We start from the raw sequence: 15,775 nt of genomic DNA on the forward strand, positions 1-15,775 counted from the left end.
GCCTTGTCCCAGGTGCTGCTGACGCTGCTGGGCGCCGCGGGGGAGAGTCTCGGGATGGAGAAGGGTTTGAAGGCCAACACAGCCAAGACGCGCACCTACTCGCTCTTCCGACAGGGCTGCATGTATTGCCAAGCCATTCCCATGATGAAGGAGGAGCGACTGCTTCCGCTTGTCGAGCGCTTCGCCGAACTCCTCCATCAGCACCCTGTCTTCAAAGAAGCGCTCGGTTTCATATGAGGGGATGGCTCAGGACACCAGGTTCAGGTACCTGTCAGCGGGCGTGCGAAGAGACTTCGGACTGCCCGAGCGGCGAGCAGTGCGGCGGGGGATTTTTTACCGATGGGCCAGGATCTTTTTGCACCCCTCCGGGTGACTCCTGATGGAGATGCGTTCAGACATGCCCCACTGGCACAACCTCCACGGAGGGCATCATTGAGAGGCCCGACCACGATGACTGCCTTCCGTCGGACTGAGGCATGGAGGGGCCATGAGGCTCGTTGCTTCGACGCTGCTATTCGTCCTGCTCGGCGTGCACATGGGCTGCAAGCGAGGTGCGGACCCCAGAGAAGTCCCTGCGGCCGTGCTTGAGCGGATTGGAACGGAGTGTTTCCCAGCGGGAGGCTGCGGGACTGGCCTGGTATGTGCCGGCCGCACGAATTTCGCTCACGTTGACGCGGGGTCTACCTGTGAGCTTGTTTGTGACCCGTGGAACGACTCGGTATGTCCCGAGAAGTGGCTCTGCGTGAAGACCTCCGATGGCCGAGTCGCGGGGCTTCTCGGACATTGTATCCGTGCCTCGGAGATGTGACGGATGACTGCGACCTCCCAGGAGATGAAAGTGGCGTCGCCCCCGCTGGTGCTCCGGGCTGCCATGGTCGTGTCCGCTCTGGTCTGGGTCTACCACCTCCTCATCCTGCCGCCGTTTCCACTCGCCTCGTACCTCTCAAGCCTCCTGCGAGGCCTGCTCCATGGCTTTGCACTGGTCGTCTTGGCGTTGGGCGGGGTGTCGCTCGCCTTGCACCGAGGGCCTCTGCCGCGCTGGCGTTGGACGTGGATGGCGTGGCTCGTCGTGGCTGTCGGGTGGTTCCCATTGACGACGCTGGCTGCGATGTTGGGGTTCGGTCCAGTCGTCATGGTTCTGGTTGCTGAAGCTGTTCGTCTGCCGCCATGAGGGGTTTGGCGCCGTCTGGGGAAACGAGCGATTCTTCCGGGACCTGGGTGTTGTTCCCGCGCGGCAGAAGCGCGAGACGTATGAATTGGTAGGTGAGCCCATGGCTCCTGCTGCCTGGTCACTGCTCATGCAGGGAACGCCCATCCCGTAGGACGGTCATGCGATTCGTACAGATTGTCTGGATCTTCGTTGGGGCGTACCTGGGGCCGCTGCCCTGGGTCTTTCTCATGGGTGTCTTGCCCGGAGGGTGGTCTCGTTGGCTGATGGGGCTGGACGTCCCGTTGGGACCGGGGATGACCCTACCCGGGCTCGCGGTGATGTTGCTGCTGTTAGCGACACGGGGAGCGTTCGCCGCGCTCTGGGTGTGGAGGTGGCGCTTCGAGCGCCGAACCCAGGGATGAGCGTGTCTCCTCGTTGGCTCCCACGATTGGGAGTCGTTGGATTGGTGTGTGGCTTCGTGCCGTCGGTGGGCATCGCGGTTGGGCTGTGTGCCCTGGGAATTGGCGGCATCGTGTGGGGGGATCCGCACCCCTTCCCTGGTGACCCACCCGTGGACATGCTCGCGGAGGTCGCGCTCTTTGGATGGCTGCTCCTCCTGGTGGGCCATGGGTGCTTCTTCGTCGCCCGGAGGGAGGCTGATCAGATCGTCCAGTTCTGGCGATGGGTGATGCTTCCGTTGACCCTGGTGTCGTTCCTCGTGCTGCTGCCAGTCTTCGGGCAGATCGCTGGCAGACATTGGGGCGAGTGGGGCCGTCTCAAGGCCCTGCTTCAGGACAATGAGGCCCGTGTCCGTGCATTCTCGAGCCGGGCGGATGGTGTCTTGTCGGAGGAGGAGTACGCGCGGGCGAAGGCGTGGTGGCTGGATCAGCCCGCCACCTTCCGCTTCGAGACGGAGCCTGAGCCCGTCAGGATTCACTTGCGGAGGACCAACCCTCCGTATCTGGTGGTCGATTTCGGAGAAGGCCAGAATGCGGTCTTCGATCCGGTGACGATGCACTGCATCTACTCAGATTGACGAGAGGTAGGAGTCCGCGTGGGTCTGTGTCTTGTTGTCCATGAAGGTGATGAGGATTTGGAGGAGGTCGCGGTTGGGGGTTATTCGGACTTCAACGCGTTACGTGACTATGTCACTCGCGAGCTGGAGGCCGGGAAGCCGGGCTCTCGGTTCCCTGTGCTCATCGTGCACTCGGATTGTGATGGCGAGTGGTCCGTCCCCGAATGCGAGCGGTTGCGTGAGGAACTGGCGGTCATCGCAAGGGAGATGATGGCGCGCCCGCCGGTCGCTTTTGCGTCCGAGTGGCAACGAAGCGAGGCAGGTTCCATGGGGCTCGTGCCTCGAAACGCGTTCGAGTCGTTCCTCGCCGTGAGTGGTGGCTTCCTGGTGGAGGCCCTGCAGGACCTGGTGGAATTCGCGCTCGAGCGCCGGGCTCCCATCTCGTTTCAGTGAGTTCCCGGGTCGGCGGCCTGCATGGATTCGCCCTTCGGGGACTCCAGGTAGGAGACGGGGTTCATCCTCCACCCACCCCGTGCTAAAACGGGAAGGTCCATGGAAGGCCGACTGCTTCTGAAGAACTGCGCCGTGTTCCGTGCGGACGGTCGCGTCCGCCACGGCATGGCCGTCGTGGTCGAAGAGGGCATCATCCGCCGCGTCGCCCCGGACGCCGAGGTGCCCGTGCTCCCTGGTGACTGGGAAGTGGCCTGTCGAGGCCGCCTCGTCGCCCCCGGGCTCGTGGACTGTCACTCGCACATGGTCAACGGGCAGCTCTTGCCCCCCAATGGCGACTTCCTCCTGCGCCAGCCCCGCTCGCGTCTGGAGCGCATGCGCTCGGTGGCCAACCTCCTCACCGCCGAGGACGTGGAGGTCCTGACCCGCTTCGCCGCCGCCCGCGCGTTGCTCGATGGCGTCAGCCTGGTCGTGGACCACCTGTCGTGCCCCACCGACGTCGCCGGCGCCCTGGAGGCCCAGGCCCGCGCCGCGAACACCCTGGGCATCCGCCTGGTCACGTCCCACTCCACGCACAGCCTGGATGGCGCCGATGTGGCCAACGCCCAGGCGGATGCCAACGCCGACTTCGTCCGCCGCTACCGCGAACACCCTCGCGTCCGTGGCGCACTCGGCTTCCACGCGTCCTACACCTGCGAGGACCCGCTCCTGTCCCGCATCGCGGAGCTGCGCAAGGAGCTGAACGCGTCCGTCGTGTTCCACATCGCGGAGAACGAGGACGACCTCTCCACCACGTACGCCACGCACGGCCGCCGCGTCGTGCCGCGCCTGGACGCGCTGGGCCTGCTGGGCCCCCACGCCATCGCCGGCTACCCGCGCGCCGTGGAGCGCTCCGAGTCCGAGCGGCTGGCCGCCTCCGGCACCTTCATCGCTCTCACGCCCCGCGCCACGCGCTCCATGGACCGCGCGGCCGAATCCGCTGACGGCGCGCTGTCCAGCCTCCACCTCGTGGGCCTGGGCACCGGCGGCCATGGCACCCTCCAGGAGGAGCTCGCGGGGGCGCTCGTCAGCATGCTGTCCCTGGCGCGCTCCGGCCGCATGCCGGACCTGGATGACTCGCTGGCGCACCTGTTCGTCAGCGGCCCCGCGGAGCTGTGCACCCGCCTGTACGGCAAGCCGTCGGGCGGCGTGGACGAGGGCAGCATCGCGGACCTCGTCGTCTACGACGCCATCCCCGCCGCGGACCCGGAGACGGGCTACGCGCCCTTCCTCCTGGGGCAGCTCACCGCCGCCCGCGTGGCGTGGACCATCGTGGATGGCCGCGTCTGCGTCCGTGAGGGGCAGCTGCTGGGCAGCGACTTCGTGGACCTGGCCCGGGACGCCGCCGCCGCGCTCGGCCGCGTCTGGTCCCGCGCACGGCTGGGTTCGTAGGGTAGAAGGGGCGCGTGAGTGCCCTGCCTCCCCGCCTCGTGGACCTGCTGCGCGCCTCCCGCGCCCGCCGGGGTCCGCTGCTCTCGGACCCCGCCACCTCCGCCTTCCGCCTCCTGAACGGCGCCGCGGACGGCGTGCCCGACGTGACGGCGGATGTCTTCGGCGACGTCGTCGTGGTCAGCCTCTACCGCGACCTGACGGATGCCGAGGAAGTCACACTGCTCGACGCCGCCGTCGCCGCGTGGACGCCCCGGAGCGTCTACCTGAAGCGCCGTCCCCGTGAGGCTCGCGTGCTCGCCAACGTGGCGAAGGACGCGCTCGCTCCGGAGTCCGCCGCGCGGGGTGAACCCGTGGAGGACTTCGTCTCCAAGGAGAACGGCCTGTCCTTCCACATCCGCCCCGGACAGGGCCTCTCCGTGGGCCTCTACCTGGACATGCGCGACACCCGCGCGTGGCTCCAGGCCCAGGCCTCCGGCCTCACCGTCCTCAACCTCTTCGCGTACACCTGCGCCTTCGGTGTCGCCGCGACCGCCGGGGGCGCGAAGCGCGTGCTCAACATGGACGCCAGCCGCCGCGTGCTCGAATGGGGCGAGGAGAACGCGCGCCTCAACGGACAATCCGTGGAGCGCTACGACTACGTGGCTGGCGATGTCTTCGATTGGCTCGGGCGGCTCGCGAAGAAGGGGGAGTCCTTCGATGTCGTGGTCGCGGACCCTCCGTCGTTCTCCACTACCAAGACGACGCGCTTCTCCGCCGCTCGCGACTACGCCCGGCTGGCGGAAGCCGCCGCGAAGGTGGTTGCTCCCAGGGGCCGCCTGGTCGCCTGCTGCAATCTGGCGGGACTGCCTTCGCGCCGCTTCGAAACCATGGTGCTGGAAGGTGTGACGCGGGCTGGCAGGGCGGGGAAGACAGTGGGGTCGCTCGGTCCCTCGGGGCTCGACTTTCCGACACCTCCAGGTGAGGAACCGGCACTCAAGGTGCACGTCGTCCAACTTCGTTAGCGCCCCCGGGCGGGGCGCGGCTACATTGCTTCCATGGCTCCCGCCGCCTCCTCGCCTCCGCGCGATGCGTTCCGCTTCGGCAACTACCGGCTCATCGATCGGATCGCCGTGGGGGGCATGGCGGAGATCTTCCTCGCGCACCAGTTGGATGCCAGCGGCGAAGAGACGCCCATCGTCATCAAGCGCATCCGCCCGCATCTGTCCAAGCACGCGGCCTTCGTGAAGATGTTCCTCAACGAGGCGCGGCTGGCGGCCCAGCTCAATCACCCCAACATCGTGCAGATCCACGACCTGGGGAAGATCGTCGACAGCTACTTCATCGCCATGGAGTACGTGTCCGGCCGGGACATGCGCCGCGTCGTGCCCAAGGCCGAGTCCCTGGGGATTCCCTTCCCCATGGTGTACGCGCTGAAGATCGCCTCCTGCGTCTGCGCGGGCCTGCACTACGCGCACCAGAAGAAGGACCGCTACAGCAACCCGCTCAACATCGTCCACCGCGACGTCACGCCGGAGAACATCGTCGTCGCGTTCGACGGCTCGGTGAAGGTGCTCGACTTCGGCATCGCCAAGGCCGCCAACCAGGTGGAGGAGACGCGCTCCGGGGAAATCAAAGGCAAGCTCAGCTACCTGTCCCCGGAGCAGTGCCTGGGCCGGCCGCTGGACTGCCGCAGCGACATCTTCTCGCTGGGCACCGTCCTCTACGAGTGGCTCACCGGCTTCAAGCTCTTCACCGGCGACTCCGACGTCGCCGTCATGCGCAGCATCACGGAAGCCAAAATCTACGCGCCGTCATACTTCCGCGAGGACCTGCCGGAGCGCGTGGAGGCCATCCTGATGCGCGCGCTCGCCCGCGACCGCGAGCGCCGCTACCAGACGGCGTTGGACATGCAGCGCGACCTGGACGCCTTCCTGGAGTCCTACGACTTCACGCCCTCGCCGCTGCACCTGGCCAACTTCGTCAAGCAGCTCTTCGAGGACGAGCGCCCGCAGGAATTGAAGCGCCTGTCCACGCGCCAGTCCTCCGCGCCCACGTCGGAGATGGCGCTGGAGCTGTCGGAGGTGGCGGCGTCCGTGGACGGCCCGCCCACGGAGGCCATGCACCTGGACGACCTCCCCGCCACCGAGCCGCGCCTGCTCGCGCTGACGGTGGACCCGGCGGTGTATGAAAAGCTGGAGGCCCAGGCGCGCAAGGCGAACGTCTCCCTGGCGAAGCTCGCGGCGGATGTGTTGGAGGGATGGCTGAAGTCGCGCTGATTGCGTGCCTTTGCTAGCCTTGCCCATGCCCCGGCTGAAGTTGACGCTCGAATACGAAGGCACTCGGTACGTGGGCTGGCAGGTGCAGCCCAATGGCCCGTCCATCCAGTCCACGCTCCAGGACGCGCTCCAGAAGCTCCTGGGGGAACGCGTCTTCGTTGCCTCCGCCGGACGCACTGACTCGGGCGTGCACGCGACGGGGCAGGTGGCCAGCTTCGACACGCAGCGCGTGCTTCCGATGAAGGCCTACACCATGGGCCTCAACGGCATCCTCCCTCCGGACATCGCGGTGGTGGCCGCGGAGGAGGTGTCGCCGGAGTTCGACCCGCGCCGCTGGTCGCGCGGCAAGCGCTACCGCTACCGGGTGAGCAACCGGCGCATGCGGTCCCCCCTGTTGCGCACGACGCACTGGGAGGTGTTCGCCCCGTTGGACGTGGAGGCCATGCGCCGCGCGTCCCAGGCCCTGGTGGGCCGGCATGACTTCTCCGCGTTCCGCGCCGCGGACTGCCAGGCGAAGCACGCGGTGCGCGAAATCCGGCAGGTGCGCGTGGAAGGCACGTCCGGCGACACCGTGGCCTTCGTGGTGGAGGGCACCGCCTTCCTCAAGCACATGGTGCGCAACCTGGTGGGCACGCTGGTGGAGGTGGGTAAGGGCCGCCGCCCCGAGGCCTGGGTGGCAGAAGTGCTGGCCTCGCGCGAGCGCAAGCTGGCTGGGGCCACCGCGCCGCCGCAGGGGCTGGTGATGGAGGAGGTCTTCTACGGCGACGGCCCGCCCCCTCGCTCGGCGGGGGACTCGGCTGTCGGGGAAGAGGACGAAGGGTGAGAGTGCGGTAGGCTTTCGGGCCGTGAGCTCCAAACCCAGTGCCCTCGAGCCCCTGCGCGTCCGCGTCCGCCGCTTCCAGTTCATCGTCGGACTGGGGTTCCTGTCGCTGGTGGTGGGGGCCATGCTCAGCGTGTCGCTGGTGCTGCGTCTGCACGCGCGGGTGAATGCGCTGCCCTCCGACTTCCTGCGCATCCCGGTGGCGGTGGCGCTGGAGAACCTGTGGGTGCTCGCGGTGCTGCCGACGCTCTGCTACGGCGCCGCCCGCATCGTCGCGCTGCGCACGTGGACCACCGCAGTGGGGGCCGCGCTGTCCGGCGGCGTGTTCGTGCTCGCGCTCAACTTCGTGCGCGATGGCATGGAGAGCTTCACCACGGGCTGGACCTTCGCGTCGGTGTTGCGGGGGGTGGCCTTCGTGGGAGGCATCCTGCTGAGCGCCCGGGCCATCCGCGCGGGCCGCGCCGCCGCCGAGAAGGGCTCCGCGGAGGCCGAGGCGAAGGCCGTCGCCCGCAAGTCGGAGTACGACGAGTTCCTCAAGGCCGCGGAAGCCGGGGGCGCGCGTCTGGAGCAGCGCGAGGGTGGCGCCGCCGAAGCTCCGTCCGCGTCCGGGAACGCACCTGCCGCGACCGCGCCGACGGGTGAAGCGAGCAGCACAGGGGAGACCCCCGCGCCCCCGAGCGACGTGCCGAAGACGCCCGCGGCTTGAGGACGAGCGCGGTGCTGGGATGGGCGCCGCGCCTCTAGCGACGTGCCGAAGACGCCCGCGGCTTGAGGCCGCGAGCGCGGGCCGGGCTCGGAATCGGCCGCACGGGATGGCGGCCAACGACAAAGGCGGCTCCGGCTCCGCGCCGAAGCCGCCTCGGGTTCAACCGCCTACGGGTAGCAGGCCGCCTGGCGCAGGCCGGTGTCCTCGGGGAAGCCGAGGGCCACGTTGAAGTTCTGCACGGCCTGGCCGGCCATGCCCTTCACCAGGTTGTCCAGCGCGGCCATCACCGCCACGGAGCGGCCCTTCGTCGCCACGGAGATGTCGCAGAAGTTGCTGCCCGCCACCGCCGCCACGCGCGGCGTGCCCTCCACGATGCGCACGAACTTCGAGCCCTCGTAGTAGCGGCGGTACTTCTCCGTCAGCGACTGCGTCACCACCGCGCCGCCGTGCTCCGGCCACTCGAACTGCACCGTGGCGAAGATGCCGCGCACCATGGGCGCCGAGTGCGGCACGAAGGCCAGCCGGTGCCGCTGCGCTCCGTGCGCCACCAGCATCACCTCCACCTCCGCCTCGTGCTGGTGCTCCAGCGGCTTGTACGCGCGGAAGTCATGCGCGCGCGTCGGGTGGTGCGTGCCCTCGCCCGGCAGCGAACCGGAACCGGACGAGCCCGTCACACCCGACACCGCCAGGAGCCCCAGCCCCGGCGTGGCCGCGATGGGCAGCAGCGCCAACTGCACCGCAGTGGCGAAGCAGCCCGGGTTGGCGATGCGCTTCGCCGTCTTCACCTGCTCACGCTTCCACTCCGTGAGGCCGTAGGTGAACGTGCCCAGCAGGTCCGGGGACGGGTGCGGCCGGCCGTAGGCGCCCGCGTACCGGCCCGGGTGGTCCAGGCGGAAGTCGGACGACAGGTCCACCAGCAGCATCCGGTCCGTGAGGCCCGCGTCCGCCCACTGCTTCTCCAGCCCGGCGAACTGCGACGCCAGCTCGCCGTGCCCCAGCGCGCTGAACACCACCGGACGCTGCGAGTCCGCCAGCCAGCGCCAGTCGGGCTCCGCCTCGAAGCGGCCGTCCACCAGGCCGCGCAGGTGCGGGTGCACCTTGTGGATGGGCGAACCCGCGTGGTGCCGGGACACCACGCGGATGCCGGCGTTGCCGGGGTGGCCCGAGAGCAGCCGCAACAGCTCGCCTCCGCCGAAACCGGAGGCCCCCAGGATGTAGATGTTCGCAGGCGACGTCATGACTTCCTCCCCGCTCCCAGCTTGGGCGCGAGCTTCTCCACGATGAGATTCCCCAGGGCGTTCGGATCCGCGCGCGCGTTGCGAGCGGGCAGCCCCACCACCTGCTCCACGAAGCGCACTCCCACCGCGTTGTCCGTGGCGGGCCCGGCCACCATGTCCATCTCGATGCCGTACACCTCGCGCAGGTGCCGCACGCCGCCGGCCGCGCCCACCGGGTCGTTCGCGCACAGGATGAACGCGCCGCCCAGCGCCTTGAGCTCCGGATCCGCCAGGATGGCCTGCACGCCGTACTCGCCCATGATGCCGTCGCCCGTCTCCGCGACGATGACGTCCACGTCCTGGGCCACCATCTCCGAAAAGACGATCCGCGCCACCTTGGACGCCGTGCGCGCGCCGGTGCACACGACGCCCGCGTCGGTGAAGTCCATCACCACGTCCGCGCCGCTGTCCTGCATGGACAGCGTGTCGCGCATCAGCGACACGCCCGTGAGCTTCGCGCCGCCCACGCGGTAGCCCGCCTGGGACAGCTTGCGCACCACCACGCTGGCCGCGTACGTCTTGCCCGCGTTCATGCAGGTGCCCACCACGTACACCACCGGGCACGTCACCGCCCGCGACGTGCCCTTGAGCGCGCCGGTGGAGATGTGCGCGTGCTGGCCCGCGCGCGACTGGAACTCCGGGAAGGTGAGGACCTGGCCCAGCACCTCCGCCTCGAACGGCGCGCCCACGCCCGGGTTGTGCGACGTGCACTTCCCGATGACGCCGCCCATGTTGAGGATGTTGAGCTTGTCGCCCACCGTGACGGACGAAGGCACGATGCCCTCGTAGCCGTGCAGCGCGTTGCGGTGGCCGAGCGCGCCCACGACGATGTCGCCCGCGTGGAGCGTGACGAGCCGGCCGTTCACGTCCTCCAACTGGTTGTAGACGCTCTTCTCCCCGTGGATGCGCACCGCGATGACGGCGCCCTCTTCGCACTTCACCTCATCCGTGAGGTGCACCGTGCGCCCCACCTGGAGGTTGCGCGTGACACTGCCCACCTTGTCGACGTGGATCTTCATGTCGTCACTTCGCTTTCTGAGAGAGCATCTGTGCGACGCCGTAGAGCTTGGCGAACCCCGCCGCTTCCGTCCCCGTCCACAACACGTTGGCCTCTCCGTACGTCGCCACCTTCGCGTCCATCAGCGAGTGCGGCGAACGCACGCCTTCCACGACGTGGGCGCGCGGGGTGAGCACCAGCTTCACCTCGCCCGTCACGCGGTCCTGCGAGGAGGCGAGGAACGCCTCCAGGTCCTTCACCACCGGGTCGAAGAAGTGCCCCTCGTGGAGCAGCGACCCGTACAGGTTGCCCACCGTCTCCTTCCAGAAGAGCTGCTTGCCCGACAGCACCAGCTTCTCCAGCTCGCGGTGCGACGCGATGAGCAGGTGCGCCGCCGGGGCCTCGAAGCCCACGCGGCCCTTGATGCCCAGGATGGTGTCGCCCAGGTGCACGCCCCGGCCGATGCCGTACGGCCGGCCCAGCGCGTTGAGCTGCTCCACCACGTCCACCGGGGACAGCGCCTTGCCGTCGAGCGCCACCGGCACGCCCTTGTCGAAGGAGATGATCAGCGGTCGAGGCTTCAGGTCGGTGGGGATTTCACCACCGGGGAAGGCCGCTTCCGGCAGGGTGCTCCACGAGTCCAGCGTCTCGCGGCCACCGACGGACGTGCCCCACATGCCCTCGTTGACGGAGTACGTGCCCGTCTTCGCCGGCATGTGGAAGCCGCGCTCCGCGAGGAAGGAGATCTCCTGCTGACGGGAGAGCGCCAGGTCGCGGATGGGCGTGATCAGCTGCAGCTGCGGCGCGAGCGTGCGGAAGGCCACGTCGAAGCGGACCTGATCATTCCCGGCGCCGGTGCTGCCGTGGGCCACGGCCTGCACGCCCAGCTTCTCCGCCATGCGCACGGCCTCCACGGCCTGGCAGGCGCGCTCGGCGGAGACGCTCAGGGGGTAGAGCTGGCCGCGCAGCACGTTGCCGGCGATGAGGAAGCGCAGGTAGCCCTGGAACAGGGTGTCGCGCGCGTCCACCGTGTGGTGCGCCACCGCGCCCAGCTTCTGGGACAGGGCCTGGATGCGCTCCAACTGCTCGGGCGGGAAGCCGCCCGTGTCCACGGTGACGGTGGTGACGTCCCAGCCCTGCTCGCGCAGGTACACCGTGCAGAAGGCGGTATCGAGGCCGCCGGAGAACGCCAGCACCACGGACTTCTTGCTCATCTTCGGACTCCTGTTGCTGCGAAAGGGGGTGAGGAAGGTTTCAGGGGGCCCAGACGCGCGAAGCGGCCTGTGCCTGCTGTGCGTGGGTGCGCGTGAGCCAGTCGCGCGCATCCGCCAGTTCCTCGCGCGCGGTGGCGAGGCCCAGATTGCCGGCGCCACCCAGGTGGGTGGCCGTCAGCGCGCCGCGGTCCGGCTGGAAGCTGCCGTCGTTGAGCTGACGGCCCACCTCCCGGTACGCGTCGCGGAAGGGCTGGCCCTTCGCCACGAGCGCGTAGGCGTGGTGCGCGGCGTAGAGCGTGTCATCGCACGCCGCGCGAGCCTTCTCCGCGTTCACCTTCAGCGCGGGCACCAGCCGTGCCAGCACGTCCAGCAGCGCCTTCGCGCTGGTGAGGGCCTGGAGGGTGGGGCGCTTCAGCAGCTGGAAGTCACGGTGGTAGCTGGAGGGAAGCCCGCCGGCCACCGCTTCCACCTGATGCGCCAGGCCGCGCAGCTCGCGGCAGCGGCCCCGGGCCAGCTCCACCACGTCCGGGTTCTTCTTCTGCGGCATGATGGACGAGCCGGTCGTGAAGGCATCCGGCAGGGCCAGGAAGCCGAACTCGTCCATGCTGTAGAGCTGCACGTCCCAAAGCCACTTCTCCAGAGTGCCCGCCACCGAGCACGCCCAGGTGAGCAGCGCCGCTTCATGCCTCCCCCGACTGTCCTGCGCGTCGATGGGGCTGCGTTGAACTCGACTGAAACCGAGCAACCGCGCGACATATTCACGGTCGATGGGCAGCGGCACACCAAAGCCCGCGGCGGCGCCCAGCGGGCAACGGTCGAGCCGCCCCCACACGCCCTTCAGCGCCTCCAGCTCCTCCAGCAGTCCCTCCGCGAACGCCATGCCCCACAGGCCGAAGGTGGACGGCATCGCGCGGCGCAGGTGCGTGTAGCCGGGCAGGGGCAGGTCCGCGTGCGCTTCCGCGAAGTCCAGGAACGTGCCCGCCAGCTCCGCCGTGCGCGCGCCCAGCGCGAGCAGCTCCTCACGCATGAACAGGCGCAGGGCCAGCAGCACCTGGTCGTTGCGCGAGCGCGCCAGGTGGATGCGCTTGCCCGCCTCGCCGGTGCGCTCCACGAGCGCGGCCTCCAGCGCGGTGTGGCCGTCCTCCTGCTCCGGGCGGATGGTGAAGCGGCCCGCGCGCGCCTCGTCGTGGAGCGCGTGCAGGGAGGACACGAGCGACGTGGCGGCCTCCGGGCTGAGCAGGCCCACGTGCGCGAGCATGCGCGCGTGCGCGGCGCTGCCCAGCGCGTCGTGCGGCACCAGCGACAGGTCCACCACGGGGTCATCGCCCACGGTGAAGGCGTGGATGGCCGCGTCCAGCGGCTGGCCCTTGCCCCACAATGTCTCAGCCACGCGACACCTCCCCGGCATAGCCGTGCAGCAGTCGTCGATAGAACGCGAGCCCCGCCTCCAGCTCCGCGCGCGTGAGGTACTCGTTGGCCTGGTGGCTCCGCAGCGTGTCGCCCGGGCCCACCTTCACCGCCGGGATGTCTCCCAGGAACGCCCAGTCGGACGTGGTGCTGGAGCCCACCGTGTCCTGGCCCGACGCCACCACCGCCGCGCGCACCAGCGGGTGCGACGCGTCCGTGCCCTTCGGCAGGTAGCGCGCGGAGTGCACCACCACTTCACTCTCCAGCGCCTGCCCCACGTCCTCCGCCACCTTCGCGTGGTCCATGCCCGGCGTCGTGCGCAGGTCCACGAAGAACTCGCACCGGTCCGGCACCTGGTTGCGCGCCAGTCCTCCGGACACCTGCGTCACCTGCGCTCGCGCCTCACCCAGCAGCGGGTGCGCGGGGAAGCGCAGCGCGGACACGGCCTGGATGTCCCGGGCCGCCTTGAGGATGGCGTTGTCCAGATTGCCCGTGTGCGCGTGCGCCACGTGACCGCTCTTGCCGTGCGCCACGCAGCGCAAGAGCAGCATGCCCCGCTGCGCCGTGCAGGGCTTGAGCGACGTGGGCTCGCCCACGATGGCGGCGTCCAGCGGCCCCAGCGTGGACAAGAGCGGTCCCAGCCCCTTGCCGCCCGTCTCCTCCTCGGCGGTGAGCGCGAAGACGCACTCCACACCCTTCGGCGCGCCTTCCTCCAGGAGCGCCTTCGCGGTGAGGAGCATGGCGGTGACGCAGCCCTTGGCGTCGTTGGCGCCCAGGCCGTAGAGCGTGTCGTCCTTCCACACGGCCTCGTGCGGCTCCGTGTTCCACCCGGCGCACGGCTTCACCGTGTCCAGGTGTGAGTTGACGAGCAGGCGCTTCGGCCCGCTGCCCACGCTGAACCACACGTTGTGGCCCTGGCGGTGCACGCGGGCACCCCAGGACTCCGCATGGCCCGCGACGAGGTCCGCGATGCGGGCCTCGTCGCCGGAGACGCTGGGCGTGGCGACCAGCGCGGTGAGCAGCTCGGCGGGGTTCAACCCTTGGCCTCGCCGTGCTTCACCGGGTGCTCGCGCACGACCATGGTGCCGCTGCCCTCGTTGGTGAAGACCTCCTCCAACAGCGCATCGGACTGCTTGCCACTCACCAGATGCACGCTGCCCACGCCGCCCACGAGCGCGTGGCGCATGGCGTGCGCCTTGGGACGCATGCCGCCCGTGAGCCGGCCTTCGGCCTCCAGCGACGCCAGGTCCGACAGCGTGGCCAGCGAGATGAGGGACGACGGGTCGGAGACGTCCTTGAGGAGCCCCGGCACCTCCACCATGAAGAACAGCTTCTCCGCATGCAGCGCCGCCGCCAGGGCCGCCGCCACCGTGTCCGCGTTGGTGTTGTAGACAGCGCCGTCCTGGCCGCCCGACAGCGGGGCGATGACCGGCACGTAGTCGGCGGAGCGCAGGTGCTCCACGACGCGCGTGTCCACGGACTCGATGTCGCCCACGAGGCCGTAGTCCACCATGCGGCCTTGCGTCTCGCCGGGCTCCGTCACCAGCACGGGCGGGCGCTTGCGCGCCTTGATGAGGCCCGCGTCCACGCCGGACAGGCCCACCGCGGGCACCCCCGCGGCCTGGAGGTCCGCGAGCAGGTCCGTGTGCAGCTTGCCCGCCAGCACCATCTTCGCCGCGTCCAGCACGGGCGCGGAGGTGATGCGGCGGCCGGCCACCTTCTCGATGGGCAGGTGCAGGGCGTCACAGAGCGCGTCCAGCTCCGGACCGCCGCCGTGCACCACGACGGGGCGGATGGAGAAGGCCCACAGGAGGGCGATCTGCTCGCACGCCGTCTTGCGGGTGCGCGGATCCGTCAGCACGGCCCCGCCCAGCTTCACCACGAAGGTCTTGCTGCGGAACTGCTTCACGTACTTCGCCGCGTTGCGAAGCGCGGCGTACGGGTCGGGAGACAAAGGCACGGTGGACCTCTGGAAATGCAAAAGGGGACGGAAGAAGGGTGGGGCGGCGGGCCGTGTGAATCAGCCGCCGCGCATCCAGGCCAGGAGGGCGCGCTGCACGTGGTAGCGGTTGCCCGCCTCATCCACGACGCGGCTGCTGGCGTGATCCAACACCTCGTCGGCGACCTCCACGTTGCGGCGCACGGGCAGGCAGTGCAGGAACGCCGCGTCCTTCGCGGCCTTCCCCATGTGCCGGCGCGTGGGCATCCAGCCCGAGTACGACGCGAGCAGCGCCGCCACGTCCGTGGGCGTGCTCGCCGTCTGCGCGGTGGGGCCCCAGGACTTCGCGTACACGGCGCGGCTGCCCACCAGCGCCTCGTCCTGGTCGTGCGTGTACGTGATGCTGCCGCCGGTGGCCTTGGCGTACGCCTCCGCCTCCGCGCGCACGGCCGGGTGCAGGTCGAAGCCCGGGGGATGCGCCACGCGCACCTCGCAGCCCGCGGCCGCCGCGGACAGGAGGAAGGAGTTGGGCACGGCCTTGGGCAGCGGCTTGATGTGCGGCGCCCAGGTGAGCGTCACCGGCAGCTTCTTCGTGGTGCCGAACGTCTCGCGCAGGGTGAGCGCGTCCGCCAGACCCTGGCAGGGGTGCTCGCGCGCGGACTCCATGCTCACCACCGGTACGGTGGCCCACTTGCGGAAGGCGTTGATGACGGGGTCGGCCTCGTCCTCCTCGTCACCGCCACCCTGGGAGAAGGTGCGGATGCCGAGCATGTCCACGAAGCGCGACAGGACGGGCGACGCCTCCTTGATGTGCTCCGCGCGGTCCGCGTTCATCACCGCGCCGGGCCGGTCCTCCAGCTTCCACACGCCAGAGCCCACGTCGAGCACGATGGCGTGCCCGCCCGCGCGCAGCATGACCGCCTCGAAGGACGTGCGCGTGCGCAGGGACGGGTTGAAGAACACCATGCCCAGGAGCTTCCCCGGGAAGATGTGGCCCGGATCCTTCAGCTTCCACGCGGCCGCCTGCGAGAGGACCGCCTCGACGCCTTCCGGGCCCAGGTCCTGAATGCGGGTGACATGCTTCATGGGCTTCGTGCTCCCCCGGCCGCGCCGG

General features: G+C 69.6%; 14 protein-coding genes and 1 pseudogene. 8 read left to right on the top strand and 7 right to left on the bottom strand.

Annotated elements, in window-relative coordinates; all coding sequences use genetic code 11:
• From D7Y15_RS29300 to D7Y15_RS29345, 8 genes and pseudogenes are all read left to right on the top strand, one after another.
• A pseudogene (locus D7Y15_RS29300) lies at positions 1-237 on the top strand (IS4 family transposase); the annotation flags it as partial.
• 1,484 nt (positions 238-1,721) lie between these two features.
• The gene (locus D7Y15_RS29315; protein ID WP_147452109.1) at positions 1,722-2,186 is read left to right on the top strand and encodes a hypothetical protein; all 465 of its coding nucleotides are present in this window, start codon (positions 1,722-1,724) and stop codon (positions 2,184-2,186) included.
• 18 nt (positions 2,187-2,204) lie between these two features.
• Positions 2,205-2,618 (top strand): Imm70 family immunity protein, encoded by a 414-nt coding sequence (locus tag D7Y15_RS29320; protein WP_120577900.1) that lies wholly within the window; start codon positions 2,205-2,207, stop codon positions 2,616-2,618.
• A gap of 99 nt (positions 2,619-2,717) precedes the next feature.
• A complete protein-coding gene (locus D7Y15_RS29325; protein ID WP_120577899.1) occupies positions 2,718-4,046 on the top strand; it encodes an amidohydrolase family protein in 1,329 nt (442 codons plus the stop codon).
• A gap of 14 nt (positions 4,047-4,060) precedes the next feature.
• Positions 4,061-5,047: a class I SAM-dependent rRNA methyltransferase gene (locus D7Y15_RS29330; RefSeq protein WP_121754620.1), complete on the top strand. Its 987-nt coding sequence runs from the start codon at positions 4,061-4,063 to the stop codon at positions 5,045-5,047.
• A 33-nt stretch (positions 5,048-5,080) separates the two neighbouring features.
• Entirely contained in the window at positions 5,081-6,301 is a 1,221-nt protein-coding gene (locus D7Y15_RS29335; protein WP_121754621.1) for a serine/threonine-protein kinase, read from the top strand.
• A gap of 25 nt (positions 6,302-6,326) precedes the next feature.
• Positions 6,327-7,124 (top strand): tRNA pseudouridine(38-40) synthase TruA, encoded by a 798-nt coding sequence (gene truA, locus D7Y15_RS29340; RefSeq protein ID WP_120577896.1) that lies wholly within the window; start codon positions 6,327-6,329, stop codon positions 7,122-7,124.
• A 22-nt stretch (positions 7,125-7,146) separates the two neighbouring features.
• On the top strand, positions 7,147-7,827 hold the full coding sequence (locus D7Y15_RS29345) for a hypothetical protein (RefSeq protein WP_121754622.1): 681 nt from the start codon (positions 7,147-7,149) through the stop codon (positions 7,825-7,827).
• A gap of 167 nt (positions 7,828-7,994) precedes the next feature.
• Here D7Y15_RS29345 and argC read toward each other — a convergent pair whose 3' ends face one another.
• Genes argC through D7Y15_RS29380 form a run of 7 tightly spaced genes read right to left on the bottom strand, consistent with a single transcriptional unit; the run spans position 7,995 to position 15,747 of the window.
• Entirely contained in the window at positions 7,995-9,065 is a 1,071-nt protein-coding gene (argC, locus tag D7Y15_RS29350) for an N-acetyl-gamma-glutamyl-phosphate reductase (protein WP_120577894.1), read from the bottom strand.
• Positions 9,062-10,123 (bottom strand): DUF1611 domain-containing protein, encoded by a 1,062-nt coding sequence (locus D7Y15_RS29355; protein ID WP_121754623.1) that lies wholly within the window; start codon positions 10,121-10,123, stop codon positions 9,062-9,064. Before D7Y15_RS29355 ends, argC begins: the two co-directional genes overlap by 4 nt.
• Before the next feature lie 4 nt (positions 10,124-10,127).
• The gene (gene argG / locus D7Y15_RS29360) at positions 10,128-11,315 is read right to left on the bottom strand and encodes an argininosuccinate synthase (protein WP_120577892.1); all 1,188 of its coding nucleotides are present in this window, start codon (positions 11,313-11,315) and stop codon (positions 10,128-10,130) included.
• A gap of 40 nt (positions 11,316-11,355) precedes the next feature.
• Positions 11,356-12,705: an argininosuccinate lyase gene (gene argH, locus D7Y15_RS29365; RefSeq protein ID WP_169820821.1), complete on the bottom strand. Its 1,350-nt coding sequence runs from the start codon at positions 12,703-12,705 to the stop codon at positions 11,356-11,358.
• Complete coding sequence (locus D7Y15_RS29370) at positions 12,698-13,759, bottom strand: M20/M25/M40 family metallo-hydrolase (RefSeq protein WP_121754624.1); 1,062 nt, start codon at positions 13,757-13,759, stop codon at positions 12,698-12,700. The genes argH and D7Y15_RS29370 overlap by 8 nt, the downstream gene beginning before the upstream one ends.
• Positions 13,756-14,682 (bottom strand): acetylglutamate kinase, encoded by a 927-nt coding sequence (argB, locus tag D7Y15_RS29375; RefSeq protein ID WP_120577889.1) that lies wholly within the window; start codon positions 14,680-14,682, stop codon positions 13,756-13,758. Before argB ends, D7Y15_RS29370 begins: the two co-directional genes overlap by 4 nt.
• A 60-nt stretch (positions 14,683-14,742) precedes the next feature.
• Positions 14,743-15,747 carry an N-acetylornithine carbamoyltransferase gene (locus D7Y15_RS29380; RefSeq protein WP_120577888.1) on the bottom strand — a complete coding sequence of 335 codons (1,005 nt, stop codon included), beginning with the start codon at positions 15,745-15,747 and terminating at the stop codon, positions 14,743-14,745.
• Positions 15,748-15,775: the final 28 nt, after the last annotated feature.

Origin of the sequence: Corallococcus sp. AB030, from assembly GCF_003668965.1 — a bacterium.
Classification (GTDB): domain Bacteria; phylum Myxococcota; class Myxococcia; order Myxococcales; family Myxococcaceae; genus Corallococcus; species Corallococcus exiguus.